Source organism: Pontibacterium granulatum, from assembly GCF_029961155.1.
GTDB classification, from domain to species: Bacteria; Pseudomonadota; Gammaproteobacteria; order Pseudomonadales; family Balneatricaceae; genus Pontibacterium; species Pontibacterium granulatum.
This window is the reverse complement of the sequence record NZ_JASBRH010000023.1, coordinates 1-13,326: the sequence shown is the minus strand read 5'-3', so window position 1 is coordinate 13,326 and position 13,326 is coordinate 1. Positions and strand designations below refer to the sequence as shown.

The window sequence follows — 13,326 nt, the reverse complement described above, 5'->3', positions numbered from 1 at the left end:
ACTACTCTTCAATTAAAACAGGCGTTCCTACCGGAACCATTTCAAACAGACGCACTAGATCTTCATTGCGCATACGAATACAGCCATGGGACTTTGGTTCGCCCATCGGTTCGGTATCTGGCGTGCCATGAATATAGATATAGCGCTGCATGGTATCCACTGCACCCAGGCGGTTCCGCCCCAGCTCAAGGCCGCTCAGCCACAAGATACGCGACAGAATCCAATCCCGCTTCGGGTAACGCCGTGCAAGATCGTCCGAATAGATCTCACCGGTAAAGCGCCGCCCAATAAAGACACTACCCAACTGCGCATTGTTCCCGATACGCGCACGAATGTAGTGATGACCACGTGGCGTACAGCCGCTGTTTTTTTGCTCGCCCGGCCCACTGGCCGCAGTAGAAACAGAAAACCGGCACAGCTCACCCTGATCATCGCTCAGTGTAAGCTGTTGCCGGCTTATCGATATATGAATGGAAACTGACATCAGATCCGACAGAAGAAGGTTTTATCCGCCCTCGCCTGGAAGCCAGCAGACAGCACAGGAATCATGCGGTGCAGCACCTCCTCAACGGCTGCATCGTCACGCTGAAACTCACGCTTCTCCAATGCACTGATAGTCTGGTAGTTGGACAAAGTAAATGTGACGGAACCCAACAGGAAGTGCAGACGCCAGAAGAACTCATCGTTCGCCATCGGGGCCGCATCCTCACGCACAATGCGCACCAGCTCCTGGAAACGCTGACCATAACGCTCAACCAGAAAATCACGCAGATCTTCCTGATTTTTCATGTATGCCAGATCCAGCAACCGCATAAACACGGCCAATGCCTGATCGTTGTCACGATTTACCACAAGCAACGAGCGCATCAGAATCTCCAATGCCTCCTCCAGCGTGACACGATGATCACTGGCAGAAAGGCGATCAGCGAGCGCGTGCTCAACCTGTTCACACAATGGACCGAGAAACTTTTCCGCTACCGCCTGCACAAGTCCCTTTTTAGAACCGAAGTGATAGTTTACTGCTGCCAGATTCACACCCGCCTTGGCGGTAATCTGGCGAACTGTTGTTTCGGCGAACCCGTTCTCTGCAAAGAGCACCTCTGCAGCCCGAACAATACTTTGCGATGTATCCAGATGCGGCATCCTAACTCCCGAACCTGCGTTTCAAACTAAACCCTGACACCATTATAGCCTCTATGCCCCGCAAAGCATCAAGGCTTAATTTCTGTTTTAAAGAGAAATAAAACGATTCTTCATCAAACGGTTGTACCACTTGCTGAGAATGCCATCACCGGACTCCACCGCGAAGGAGGATAATTTGTCCTGCAGGCTTTTCTTCTCCTCATAACGCACGATGAACACATCGGCTTCTTCACAGGCTTCCGTCAGATACTCGTCAGATGTCATCAGCTCGTCGACCAGTTTGGCATCAATGGCACGTTTACCGAACCACACCTCACCGGTTGCTACCTTGTCGATATCAACCTGAGGACGAAACTCTGCAACAAAGTCTTTAAACAACTCGTGGGTATCTTCCAGCTCTTCGATAAACTTCTGACGCCCTTTATCGGTATTCTGACCAAACATTGTCAGAGTGCGCTTGTACTCACCTGCAGTCAGGACTTCGTAGTCAATATCGTTTTTCTTCAACAAACGATGGAAGTTCGGCAATTGTGCGATCACGCCGATGGAGCCAACAATAGCAAACGGCGCCGCCAGCAGGCGATCACCGAGACAGGCCATCATGTAACCACCACTTGCCGCAACCTGATCAACACATACCGTCAGAGGGATCTCTTTGCGCTTGATACGCTCAAGCTGCGATGCTGCCAGACCATAGGAGTGCACCATACCGCCACCACTCTCCAGACGGATGACGATCTCGTCTTCCTTCTCGGCCAGCGTCAGGACCGCAGAAATCTCTTCACGCAGCGGCTCCAATTCAGACGCTTTAATGTCACCATCAAAATCCAACACAAAAACACGCTTGCGACGCTCATCTTCTTCGTGAGCTTTTTTCTTTTTCTTTCGCTCTTTACGCTCTTCTTTCTCTTTTTTCTTCTCTTCTTTCAGCAACGCCTTCATCTCATCCTTATCCAGGATGGCTTCTTCCAGCGCCTGCTTCATCTCTTCCAGCTCTTCGTTGAGATGCGTAACCTCTACCGTACCGTGCTCACCGTGCTTTTTACCGCGAGCGGCAACCGCCGCCACACTGCCAACAACGGCGATAACTGCCAGTACAATAGTGACGGACTTGGCCAGAAACAGACCATAGTCACTCAAAAATTCCATCACAGCGTATTCTCCGCAAACTTGAAATACCGAACTTCAATCACACCCGAACCAGCCTGGCTCCACCCTTTCGGCGTACAACCTACCTATGAAGGGGTAAATACGACCAATTCCAGCTATTTATGCGTCTTGCAGTGTTAAGTCCGGGCGGCAGCTAATGTACCATAAATGTCTGGAGAACCTGCGAATATGTCAGTGACTTTAAATAACAGATTCCCACGATAGCCTTTTGCCAGCCAAACGCTATCAGCCCATTTGATCTGCAACACTATTTGGACCTTCTATCTTCATGACCGACATCACTGTTGAACGCGTTATCGAAAAACTCCCAAGCCGCTTTGTAGCTGCCAATGCAGAAGACTTTTCAGCGGTCTTCCAGTTCCTGATCGAAGATGGCAGTGACTTTTACATTCAGATCAAAGATAGTACCTGCCACGTGGACCACGGCGAACACCCGGACCCGAACATCACCCTGATCATGGATTCGGAAACAGTTGTAGACGTTGTTACCGGCGAAACCGATGGCATGAGTGCCTTCCTGAAGGGACGCCTGCGCGCCGAAGGCAATGTAATGCTGGCAACCAAGCTGGGCAAATTGTTTTCCAAGCAGAAACAAACCAGTTAAATCTGTCCAAAAGAAAGGGCTGCACCCTGGCAGCCCTAAACAATACCGATATTTAACCTTGGCCTTGGTCGTCCAGGGACGCCCAATAATGATCGAGTAGTTTTCTTGCGATGGTAAATGGCGGCGGAATATTCACGCCCGCAAGATCCTCTTTGCCAAACCAACGCGCATCAGTAATTTCCACCCCATCCGGCTCAATCTCACCTGATTCATAATCAGCATAGAAACCTAACATCAGCGAGTGAGGAAACGGCCACGACTGGCTGCAATGATAGGTCACGTTACCGACCTGAATACCCACCTCCTCCATCACTTCGCGCGCAACCGCATTCTCCGCGGTTTCTCCTGCTTCGATAAAACCCGCCAGGGTACTATAGCGATTCTCATCAAAGTGGGCGGCATGGGCCAGCAAACAGCGATCACCATTTCGCACCAATACAATAATGCAAGGCGAGATCCGGGGGTACTGCACCAAACCACATTCACCACACGCCAAGGCCAGATCCTTATCATGCAGTGTTAACGGTGTCGCACAACGGGAACAGAAACGGTGATTGTTATGCCAGGTGGCAATCTGTGCCGCCCTGGACAACAGTGAATACATCTCCTCATCTTCAGCCGCAGCCAATAAGCGGCGCAACCCCCAGCGCTCACCGAAGTCCGCCAACAGATCGGATTCATTCTGAGAGTCTATTAACAACAACCGAAGCTCAACGCCCCGGTGGTAACCAACTGGGTAATCGACTGCTGCCGCTTCCTTAAAGGGATCTACAGCATTTTCAGAAACCCGCAATACCCCGTTCTGATTGCCGACGAGACCACCTTTCTCGATCACTAGATATTCGCAATGCATACCTCCCTCCTACAAACCCAAAAACTTGCTGTGAATATATCGTTTAAACAAGCCTTACGACGTATCCTCGCATTACCATAACCTTGATCGCAAGTCGCGCTCTCCCTACTGTAAAAGCACGTTTTTTGACATTATACCTTTTGCTTTTTGGTAGCACCTGATAGGCTTACCGCCGTTTTTTAAACTCTAAAAACCCTGCGCACAAGTCCGAGACTTTCTCTGTGACGGATCGAGCGGCATATAAAAGCGGAAGATCTAATCTTAGCGCTTCCCGAACGCCGCCATCAGCTCTAACCCCATCACATAGAGGATTTAACGCGACCTTCATCCATCTGTGATGCTGATCGCCTGAGTGGTACCTCTGGAAGACCTGCCTGCAAATGCACCAGAGCCACCCACTCCTACCCCAGTCTGGGAGAGGAGCCATCGGACGTGTTCGTAATATAAAAAAATAATCCATCATTGCTATGGCATAGGAAGAGAGTTAAATGACCACTACGCTACCCCAGGCTTTAGTTCGCAACTTTCTGGGAAACTCGCCCCTTTGGTATAAACAGGCCGTCATCGGGTTCCTGATTATCAATCCAATCCTGTTTCATACTGCCGGACCTGTCGTGACAGGCTGGCTGTTGATTTTTGAATTCATCTTTACCCTGGCCCTGGCCCTGAAGTGTTATCCGCTTCAGCCCGGCGGCTTGCTTGCCCTCGAAGCGGTAATAATCGGCCTGACCAGCCCAACAACGGTCTCACATGAAATAGAATCAAATCTAGAAGTAATTCTGCTGCTGATGTTCATGGTCGCAGGTATCTATTTCATGAAAAACATGCTGCTTTGGGCATTTACAAAGATCTTGCTCAAGGTACGTTCAAAAGCGCTTCTTTCCTTACTTTTCTCATTTTCTGCTGCATTTCTTTCCGCCTTCCTGGACGCACTGACCGTAACCGCGGTACTGATCAGCGTGTGTGTAGGCTTTTATTCGGTTTACCACAAAGTGGCATCAGGCAAACCTTATGCACATGCCGATCATAACCACGCAACCGATGAAGAGATTCGACAGGCACACCAAGATGACCTTCAGCTTTTCCGTAGCTTCCTGCGAAGCCTGCTGATGCATGGCGCTGTAGGTACCGCATTGGGAGGTGTTTGCACCTTGGTTGGTGAACCGCAAAACCTGCTAATCGCCCAGAAAGCAGGCTGGGACTTTGTTCAGTTCTTTGTGCTAATGGCACCAATCACCATGCCGGTATTGTTTGCAGGCCTGGCTACCTGCATCGTGCTAGAGAAAACCAAACTGTTTGGCTACGGCACACTGCTACCTCTGAATGTGCGCTCCGTACTGGAGGACTTTGCTACTGAACAGGATAAAAAACGTACCAAACGTGATTCTGTGGCGCTGCTTATCCAGGGCATTGTCGCCGTTTTCCTGGTTGCTGCACTAGCGCTACACCTCGCCGAAGTCGGCCTGATCGGCTTGACCATCATCATCCTGTTGACCGCATTTAACGGTATTGTAGAAGAACATCAGATCGGTAAAGCGTTCGAGGAAGCCCTGCCGTTTACCGCACTGCTGGTTGTATTCTTTGCAATCGTGTCCGTGATCCATGATCAGCACCTGTTCCAACCGATCATCGCAAGCGTTCTTGCGATGGATCCGCACTCTCAGCCTGCCGTATTCTTTATTGCAAACGGCCTGCTATCTGCAATCAGTGACAACGTGTTTGTAGCGACCGTTTACATCAACGAAGTAATCGCCGCTCTGAACGCAGGCGACATTACCCGTGAACACTTTGATTCACTGGCAATCGCGATCAACACCGGCACCAACATCCCGAGTGTTGCAACGCCAAATGGCCAGGCGGCGTTCTTGTTCTTGCTAACGTCTGCATTGGCTCCGTTGATTCGCCTGTCGTATGGCACCATGGTTTGGATGGCTCTGCCATACACCATCGTGATGAGCACCGTGGGCTTTATGGCGGTGTACACTACGCTGTAAATTCACCTTACAGCACCCAATAAAAAAGCAGGCTTGTGCCTGCTTTTTTTATTTTTGAATACCCAGAGCAAAGAGGAAAGGTGTTAATGAACCTCCTCTCCCTCACTACCATCCCGCAACCAAACACATTCTCCGTCACTCTTTTTATCCAGCAGCGCGAGGAAGGTTTCATGCTCCTTCATCTCTTCATCGCTCGCACGTGGTACGGCCAACTCCCAATGATCACCCTGCACCCGATGGATCACTCCGGCCTGATTCATACCACCCTCTTCACCCTCGTGGGCCAACACCAATGAGGTCTGGCCACCGGTCAGCATCAGATAAACGTCAGCCAGGATTTCGGAGTCAAGCAATGCGCCGTGTAGCTCTCGGTGGGAGTTGTCAATGCCGTAACGACGACACAACGCATCCAGGTTGTTCTTCTGACCCGGGTGTTTTTCGCGTGCCAGCGCGAGGGTGTCGGTCACGGTACAGATATCGGCAATACGCTCAGGATAACCGTTGCGCTCCAACTCCTTATCGATGAAGCCCACGTCAAACGCCGCGTTGTGAATGACCAGGTCCGCACCACGGATGAATTCAATGAACTCCTCCATCACCTCGGAAAACTTAGGCTTGTCGGCCAGATATTCGTTGGTAATACCGTGTACGGAGATCGCTTCTTCCTCAACCTCGCGGTCTGGCTTTACATACTGATGGTAGGTACGCCCGGTCAGGCGACGCTTTTCCATCTCGACACAACCGATCTCGATAATGTTGTGCCCTTCGTTTGGATCAATACCGGTGGTTTCGGTATCCAGTACAATCTGTCGCATTCTGTAGCCTTACTTAAATTGCTCTGCGCCGCGGTTGGCCAGCTCATCCGCCAGCTCGTTTTCCGGATGGCCACTATGCCCTTTCACCCAGTGCCATTCAACTTTATGGCGCTGTACCTCTGCATCCAGACGCTGCCACAAATCGGCGTTCTTAACCGGTTGCTTGGCGGCCGTTTTCCAGCCATTTCGCTTCCAGTTTTTCATCCACTCAGTAATACCTTTGCGCACGTACTGAGAGTCGGTGGTCAGCTTGACCTCACAGGCACGCTTCAAGACGGCCAACGCCTCAATTGCAGCCATCAACTCCATACGGTTATTTGTCGTGTTCGCCTCGCCGCCAAAAATCTGCTTTTCGTTGTCACCGTATCGCAGCACGGCCCCCCAGCCTCCCGGGCCTGGGTTACCTTTACACGCACCATCGGTGAAGATTTCAACGACTTTCACTTATCTGTCCCCGAATACTCGGCTCCGCAACCGGCAAATTGATAAGCCGACCACGCGCTCTTTCCTCAATTATTGGCGTCATTCCCGCCACATCTTTTCGTGCCAGCATCAGTGTAAATGCCCCGCGTTCTTTAAAAGCTCTGCGCCCCCAGTGCTCAAACCTGCAGCAGCGTTTTCGCCACTTCTCGTTTTCAAACGGGGCCAAAAAATACTCTGACCGACGCTTTAATTCCGTAAGCTCAAGCAACTGAAACCAGTCCGACAGGCGGCGATGGCTAATAAAATGACCATTCCAGGGCACATCCGGCTCCCTCCCCTTGAACCGGCGGTACAGCCCCCAAAGACTGGACGGATTGAAACCCACCACCAGCAGGTGCCCACCCGGTCGTAGAATACGTGCAGCTTCACGCAATACCTGATGCGGGCTCTGGGCAAAATCCAGCGCGTGATGCAGCACCACAACATCGACACTATGCTGCTCAAATGGCAGTTCACTGCTGTCTGCAACGACGCAATTGTCTGACAGACCTAGCTCCGTTTTCGGCACCACGATAAACTTATTGCGTACCGGACTTTCGTCATACAGACAAACACGTGAATCCACGCCAATCTGCACCAGATGGTAACCAAACAACGTCGGTAAAATACGAGAAATCAGCGCACTTTCCGCTTCCAAAAGCTCGCGGCCGACCGCTGAATCGAACCACGCCTGCAGATAAGGCGTCATATCTTTCAGGGGAGGTTGTGATTGAAAGCTCATTTACCGCTCCGATCAAAACCGTTCGTTATCAACGGCTACTTTAACATTGCAGATTATTATAAAGTACCACTAACCGGCTTTTATCATTGAGGTTTTTCTATGTTTGACGTAACTCCGATCCCGGCGTTCAACGATAACTATATCTGGGCGATCTCCATTGACGGTCAGGATCAGGTAGCCGTGGTCGATCCCGGCGACGCCACACCTGTAGAAAACTACCTTAACGAAAACGGGCTGAACCTCGCTGCCATTCTGGTCACCCATCATCACCATGATCACACCGGCGGCATTTCCGCATTGGTAGCCAAACACCGGGTACCCGTGTACGGACCGGCAAACAGCCAGTTCGACGGTATAACCACGCCTCTGGCCGATGCTGACACTATGGAACTGTTTGGCCACACGCTTCATATCCGTAGCATCCCAGGCCATACGCTGGATCACATTTCCTACCTGTTTGAAGGCGATACACCACAGCTGTTCTGCGGTGACACCCTGTTCTTGGCAGGTTGCGGTCGTATTTTTGAGGGCACTCCGGCACAGATGTTTGCTGCAATGGAGTACTTTAAGACTCTGGCAGACAACACCGAAATCTACTGCACCCACGAGTACTCTCTGGCCAATCTGAAATTCGCAGAAGCGGTGGAACCGGATAACGCAGACATCCAGTCAACAACGCGCCAGTGCTACCAGCTACGTGAAGACAACAAACCTACCCTGCCAACCACCATTGAACAGGAACGCCGGATTAACCCGTTCCTGCGCACCGATGCTGAAGCGGTTATACGCGCTGCCAGCGAGTTCAGCGGCCAGCCATTGAACAGCGAGCTGGATGTATTCACCGCAGTGCGCGAGTGGAAAAACCAGTTTTAAAGCTTTCTACGCACAAACTGTGCGACACCCGGTGGCCTCACTGCTACCGGGCTCCCCCCCGCTCATCATTAAACCGGTCCAGATCGGCTTTCTCTGATGTACCAGTTGACCCCCTCTCTACCGCTCCCTAGAATGCCCCGTTAACGTTAATCAGCCTGGATTGATTTCAGTCAGGACAAGGTCTACAACTCGCTTTTTAGCCTTTATACAGCGACAGACCCGGATGTTGGAAACGGGAAAATGACTCCAAAGTTCAGATCAGTTTTAGTGGCCCTTCTCGGGTCTGCAGTACTCGCAGGATGTCAGGTCATCCCGGAAAAGCAGGTTGGGACAGATCCCACGCCTAACCACAACAACACAGTTAAGGCTCAGAATAGACCCAGCCCGGAATCAGGTTCCGATACGCTGGCTAAGGCTGAGCAGCCACAATCAGACCTGCACAATCCCGGTAGCGATCTGTGGGATCTGACTCGCGACCACTTTGCACTGAATCTGGATCAGGATAACTCGCGAATCGACGCGCAGGTCAAGTGGTTTAAGAAACACCCCCGCTACGTTGACCGCGTGGTAAAACGCGCATCCCGCTACTACCACTACATCCTGCATGAAACCATTAAACGTGGTATGCCGGCTGAGATCGCTCTGCTACCGATCGTTGAGAGCGCTTACGATCCATTTGCCTACTCCCATGGACGTGCAGCCGGCGCTTGGCAGTTTATTCCATCTACAGGCAAGCACTTCGGCCTCAAAAAGACCTGGTGGTATGACGGTCGTCGCGACATCGTTGCATCCACCGATGCCGCGCTGACTTATCTGCAGCAGTTGCACAAACGTTTTGATGACTGGGAACTGGCACTGGCGGCTTATAACGCAGGCGGTGGCACGGTATCTCTGGCGATGAAGAAAAACCGCCGCAAAGGCAAACCAACCGATTTCTGGTCTCTGCAACTACCGAAGGAAACCACCGCTTACGTTCCCAAACTGCTGGCGATTGCCAAGGTATTCGACGATCCGGAACGCTATGGCATTACCCTTCAACCCCTGAAGAACGAACCCTACTTCAAAGAAATCGCCACCGGCAGCCAGATCGATCTGGCGCAGGCAGCCGACCTTGCGGGCATCGACACTCAGGAGCTTTACCTGCTCAACCCAGGCTTTAACCGCTGGGCAACGGACCCAACCGGGCCACACCGCCTGCTGATTCCGGTCGACAAAGTAGCTCAGTTCGAGGTTAAGCTGGCTGCGCTGCCTGCTGAGCAGCGCGTGAAGTGGACCCGCCATAAAATCAAGTCGGGCGAGTCACTGATCAGCATTGCCAAAACCTACCGCACTACGGTTGACGTCGTACGTACAGCCAACAACATCACCGGCAACAATATCCGTGCAGGCAAAACGCTAGTGGTACCAACCGCGAGCCAGCACGCCAGTGCCTATGTTATGAGTCAGGCGGAACGCCTTAACCGTAAACAGGAGCAGATCGCACGTCGCACCAACCGCCAGAAGATCAAGCACACCGTAAAAAACGGGGAGAGTTTCTGGACGATCTCACGCAAACACAAAGTAGGCGTCCGTCAGTTGGCGAGCTGGAACAACATGGCACCCGGCGATCCATTGATGGTGGGTAAAACGCTGGTTGTCTGGAAAGACCGCAAATCAACCGGCAGCACCGCCAGCCAGGGCGTTATCCGCAAAGTGGGTTACACCGTACGTAGCGGTGACTCTCTCTCCCGTATCGCCACCCGTTTCAACGTCAGCGTAAATAATATCGTCGCCTGGAACGGGCTGGAGCGAAACAATATTCTTAAACCCGGGCAGCGACTCACACTGCACGTGGATGTGACCCAAGCAAACTAAGGCAGATTTATGGACGTTACAGCCATCACTATCATTGTTGTCTCTACCGTACTTGCGATTGTCTTCAAGGTCGTGGTTTTTAAGAAGATTCGTGCCTGGATGGATCAGGACCTGGTCAAGGGTCTGGCCGGCGATGACAACGCCAAGCTGATGTTTCTACAAGACAAACTGGAAACGATGAAAAATGATGGCGTGGCCCGTAAACAGTTCCACGAGCGGCTGACCCACCTCGCAAACGACTTTGAACAAAGCCGTTAAAGATCTGTCCGAAAGAAGAGTTCAGGACGGCATAAACAGGTAGAGTGAACGCTCTGCGATACTTGTTTGATCCGTCCTAAACTGGCGAAAGCCGCAAGTGGCTGATATAAATAGCTATTATCCCTTCTGGGTGACGGATCACAGATGAAATTCATAAAAACAGTTCTGGCTGGCGCTCTGCTTGCAGGTGCACTGTTCACCAATGCCCATGCGGCATCTACTGTCTCCCATGGCATCGCCATGCATGGAGACCTCAAATATCCTGCCGGCTTTTCCCATTTTGACTATGTAAATCCGAACGCGCCGAAAGGTGGCCGGGTGGTACAGTCTTCCTTGGGCACTTTTGACAGTTTCAATCCATTTATCATCAAGGGTACCGCCGCCGACGCGGTAGGACTGATCTACGATTCGCTGCTGGGCCGCTCCGACGATGAGCCCTTCTCGCTCTACGGGTTGGTGGCCGAGAAGCTGGAAGTCGCCGATGACCGCAGCTGGATTACCTTTTATCTGAATCCAAATGCACAATTTAGCGATGGCGAAAGCCTAAACGCCGACGATGTCGTCTTCAGTGTCGAGACCTTGCGCGAAAAAGGTGCACCGTTTTACCGCGCTTACTACTCAGATATCGATAAAGTCGAAGTGCTGGACGATAAAACCGTCAAGTTCACCTTTAAACACAGCAACAACAAAGAACTGGCGCTGATCGTGGGTGACATTCCAATCTTTCCAAAGCATTACTGGGAAGGACGTGACTTCGCAAAGCCCAACCTGGATATCCCCGTTGGTTCCGGCCCGTACGTAATCAACTCATTTGAGCCCGGTCGTAGCGTCACCTTTAAACGCAATCCGGGCTATTGGGCTAAAGACCTACCGGTTAATAAGGGTCGCCACAACTTCGACGAAATTGTGTACGACTATTACCGTGACGGCACGGTGGCCCTGGAGGCATTTAAAGCCGGAGAATACGACTTCCGACAGGAAAACAGCTCTAAGCGCTGGGCCACTGGTTACACCGGTGATGCATTCGACTCGGGTAAAATCATTGTAAACGAGCTGGAGCACGAAAACCCTACCGGCATGCAGGCCTTTGTACTCAATACACGCCGGGCGAAGTTTTCCAACCCCGAGGTACGCAAGGCCCTGGCATACGCCTTCGATTTCGAATGGACCAACAACGCTATTTTTTACAACGCGTATACCCGCACTCACAGCTACTTCTCGAACTCGGAGATGGCCGCCACGGAACTGCCAACGCCGGCAGAGCTAGCGATTCTGGAGCCGATTAAGGACCAGGTGCCACCAGAGGTATTCACCCAGGTGTATCGAGCACCGTCAACCGACGGTAACGGCAAGATCCGCGGCCAACTTCGCAAAGCTAAACGTATTTTGCTAAACGCGGGTTGGTCACTGAAAGGCGGGAAACTGATCAATAACGAAACCGGTGAACAGTTCACCTTTGAGATGCTACTTGTCGACCCGGCCTTTGAGCGCGTGGTTGCACCCTTTATCCGCAACCTTGAGTTAATGGGCATTAAAGCTTCCATTCGCGTGGTGGATGTTTCCCAGTACATTAACCGTATCCGCGCTTTTGACTTTGATGTGATTGTCAGCAGCTTTGGTCAATCCAGCTCACCGGGGAATGAACAACGTGATTTCTGGCATTCCTCCGGTGCAGACCAACCGGGTAGCCGAAATGTCATCGGGATCAAAAACCCAGCGGTAGATTACCTGGTTGAGCAGCTGATTCAGGCGCCGGATCGCGAACAGCTTGTGCTACGCACCCGCGCGCTTGACCGCGTACTGCAGTGGAATCACTACGTCATTCCGCAATTCCATATCAACAAATACCGTGTCGCCTATTGGGACAAATTTGGCATGCCGGATAAGCGACCACGATACTCACTGGGCTTCGACACCTGGTGGGTGAAACAGGATGCAAGTGACACTAAGGATAACTGATGGCCGCCTATATACTGCGACGTCTGTTACTCATTATCCCCACCCTACTGGGGATCCTGACCATCAATTTTATTATCGTCCAGGCCGCCCCCGGCGGCCCGGTTGAGCAAACCATTGCCCAACTACAGGGACTGGATGTAGGCGCAACCGCACGCTTCAGCGACACCAGCTCTGGTGATGTGGTGGGCGACGGCGGACAAGCCACCAACGGCGATAGCCAATCCCGCGGAGCCCGTGGCCTTGATCCCGAGTTGGTACGGCAGATCGAGGAGCTGTATGGCTTCGACAAACCGGCTCATGAACGCTTTATTGAAATGCTGGGCAACTACCTCGTTTTCGATTTCGGCAAAAGCCTGTTTAGTGACAAGGAAGTAATCGACCTGATCGTTGAGAAGCTGCCCGTTTCGATCTCATTGGGGCTCTGGACCACGTTGCTCACCTATATGATCTCGATCCCCTTAGGGATTCGTAAAGCGGTACGGGACGGCAGTTCCTTTGACGTCTGGACCAGTACCGCCGTCATCATCGGTTATGCAATTCCAAACTTCCTGTTTGCCATCCTGCTGATTGTACTGTTTGCAGGGGGCACCTACTGGGAC

General features: G+C 51.8%; 14 protein-coding genes. 7 read left to right on the top strand and 7 right to left on the bottom strand.

Annotated elements, in window-relative coordinates; all coding sequences use genetic code 11:
• Position 1 precedes the first annotated feature (1 nt).
• The 3 genes from QKW35_RS16955 to sohB form a co-directional block, all read right to left on the bottom strand.
• On the bottom strand, positions 2 to 484 hold the full coding sequence (locus QKW35_RS16955; protein WP_282355052.1) for a L,D-transpeptidase: 483 nt from the start codon (positions 482 to 484) through the stop codon (positions 2 to 4).
• A complete protein-coding gene (locus QKW35_RS16950; RefSeq protein WP_282355051.1) occupies positions 484 to 1,143 on the bottom strand; it encodes a TetR/AcrR family transcriptional regulator in 660 nt (219 codons plus the stop codon). Before QKW35_RS16950 ends, QKW35_RS16955 begins: the two co-directional genes overlap by 1 nt.
• An 87-nt stretch (positions 1,144 to 1,230) precedes the next feature.
• On the bottom strand, positions 1,231 to 2,292 hold the full coding sequence (gene sohB, locus QKW35_RS16945; RefSeq protein WP_282355050.1) for a protease SohB: 1,062 nt from the start codon (positions 2,290 to 2,292) through the stop codon (positions 1,231 to 1,233).
• Positions 2,293 to 2,581: 289 nt separating this feature from the next.
• On the opposite strand from sohB, the gene QKW35_RS16940 reads away from it, so the two are divergent.
• Positions 2,582 to 2,917 carry an SCP2 sterol-binding domain-containing protein gene (locus QKW35_RS16940; protein ID WP_282355049.1) on the top strand — a complete coding sequence of 112 codons (336 nt, stop codon included), beginning with the start codon at positions 2,582 to 2,584 and terminating at the stop codon, positions 2,915 to 2,917.
• A gap of 52 nt (positions 2,918 to 2,969) precedes the next feature.
• Here QKW35_RS16940 and nudC read toward each other — a convergent pair whose 3' ends face one another.
• Positions 2,970 to 3,770: an NAD(+) diphosphatase gene (gene nudC / locus QKW35_RS16935; RefSeq protein ID WP_282355048.1), complete on the bottom strand. Its 801-nt coding sequence runs from the start codon at positions 3,768 to 3,770 to the stop codon at positions 2,970 to 2,972.
• 488 nt (positions 3,771 to 4,258) lie between these two features.
• On the opposite strand from nudC, the gene nhaB reads away from it, so the two are divergent.
• The gene (gene nhaB / locus QKW35_RS16930) at positions 4,259 to 5,764 is read left to right on the top strand and encodes a sodium/proton antiporter NhaB (protein ID WP_282355046.1); all 1,506 of its coding nucleotides are present in this window, start codon (positions 4,259 to 4,261) and stop codon (positions 5,762 to 5,764) included.
• An 83-nt stretch (positions 5,765 to 5,847) separates the two neighbouring features.
• On the opposite strand, the gene dnaQ is transcribed toward nhaB, so the two are convergent.
• The 3 genes from dnaQ to QKW35_RS16915 are packed head-to-tail and all read right to left on the bottom strand — an operon-like array spanning position 5,848 to position 7,783.
• Entirely contained in the window at positions 5,848 to 6,579 is a 732-nt protein-coding gene (gene dnaQ / locus QKW35_RS16925; RefSeq protein ID WP_282355044.1) for a DNA polymerase III subunit epsilon, read from the bottom strand.
• Positions 6,580 to 6,588: 9 nt separating this feature from the next.
• Positions 6,589 to 7,023, bottom strand: coding sequence for a ribonuclease HI (gene rnhA, locus QKW35_RS16920; protein ID WP_282355043.1), 435 nt, complete (start codon positions 7,021 to 7,023; stop codon positions 6,589 to 6,591).
• A complete protein-coding gene (locus QKW35_RS16915; protein ID WP_282355041.1) occupies positions 7,010 to 7,783 on the bottom strand; it encodes a class I SAM-dependent methyltransferase in 774 nt (257 codons plus the stop codon). The genes rnhA and QKW35_RS16915 overlap by 14 nt, the downstream gene beginning before the upstream one ends.
• Before the next feature lie 99 nt (positions 7,784 to 7,882).
• Between QKW35_RS16915 and gloB the strand changes: the two genes are divergently transcribed.
• The 5 genes from gloB to QKW35_RS16890 all read left to right on the top strand — a co-directional run.
• Entirely contained in the window at positions 7,883 to 8,656 is a 774-nt protein-coding gene (gene gloB, locus QKW35_RS16910) for a hydroxyacylglutathione hydrolase (protein ID WP_282355039.1), read from the top strand.
• 240 nt (positions 8,657 to 8,896) lie between these two features.
• On the top strand, positions 8,897 to 10,510 hold the full coding sequence (locus QKW35_RS16905) for a lytic transglycosylase (protein ID WP_282355038.1): 1,614 nt from the start codon (positions 8,897 to 8,899) through the stop codon (positions 10,508 to 10,510).
• Positions 10,511 to 10,519: 9 nt separating this feature from the next.
• The gene (locus tag QKW35_RS16900; RefSeq protein WP_282355037.1) at positions 10,520 to 10,768 is read left to right on the top strand and encodes a hypothetical protein; all 249 of its coding nucleotides are present in this window, start codon (positions 10,520 to 10,522) and stop codon (positions 10,766 to 10,768) included.
• A gap of 144 nt (positions 10,769 to 10,912) precedes the next feature.
• Positions 10,913 to 12,727 carry an extracellular solute-binding protein gene (locus tag QKW35_RS16895; RefSeq protein ID WP_282355036.1) on the top strand — a complete coding sequence of 605 codons (1,815 nt, stop codon included), beginning with the start codon at positions 10,913 to 10,915 and terminating at the stop codon, positions 12,725 to 12,727.
• Positions 12,727 to 13,326 (top strand): ABC transporter permease family protein (locus QKW35_RS16890; protein WP_486644357.1); only part of this gene is annotated, 600 nt, incomplete at its 3' end. The genes QKW35_RS16895 and QKW35_RS16890, both read left to right, overlap by 1 nt.

Bases quoted from the DNA above. Each gene is read 5' to 3' on its own strand.
- QKW35_RS16955 (WP_282355052.1), bottom strand. From the start codon at position 484: ATGTCAGTTTCCATTCATATATCGATAAGCCGGCAACAGCTTACACTG.
- QKW35_RS16950 (WP_282355051.1), bottom strand. From the start codon at position 1,143: ATGCCGCATCTGGATACATCGCAAAGTATTGTTCGGGCTGCAGAGGTG.
- sohB (WP_282355050.1), bottom strand. From the start codon at position 2,292: ATGGAATTTTTGAGTGACTATGGTCTGTTTCTGGCCAAGTCCGTCACT.
- QKW35_RS16940 (WP_282355049.1), top strand. From the start codon at position 2,582: ATGACCGACATCACTGTTGAACGCGTTATCGAAAAACTCCCAAGCCGC.
- nudC (WP_282355048.1), bottom strand. From the start codon at position 3,770: ATGCATTGCGAATATCTAGTGATCGAGAAAGGTGGTCTCGTCGGCAAT.
- nhaB (WP_282355046.1), top strand. From the start codon at position 4,259: ATGACCACTACGCTACCCCAGGCTTTAGTTCGCAACTTTCTGGGAAAC.
- dnaQ (WP_282355044.1), bottom strand. From the start codon at position 6,579: ATGCGACAGATTGTACTGGATACCGAAACCACCGGTATTGATCCAAAC.
- QKW35_RS16915 (WP_282355041.1), bottom strand. From the start codon at position 7,783: ATGAGCTTTCAATCACAACCTCCCCTGAAAGATATGACGCCTTATCTG.
- gloB (WP_282355039.1), top strand. From the start codon at position 7,883: ATGTTTGACGTAACTCCGATCCCGGCGTTCAACGATAACTATATCTGG.
- QKW35_RS16905 (WP_282355038.1), top strand. From the start codon at position 8,897: ATGACTCCAAAGTTCAGATCAGTTTTAGTGGCCCTTCTCGGGTCTGCA.
- QKW35_RS16900 (WP_282355037.1), top strand. From the start codon at position 10,520: ATGGACGTTACAGCCATCACTATCATTGTTGTCTCTACCGTACTTGCG.
- QKW35_RS16895 (WP_282355036.1), top strand. From the start codon at position 10,913: ATGAAATTCATAAAAACAGTTCTGGCTGGCGCTCTGCTTGCAGGTGCA.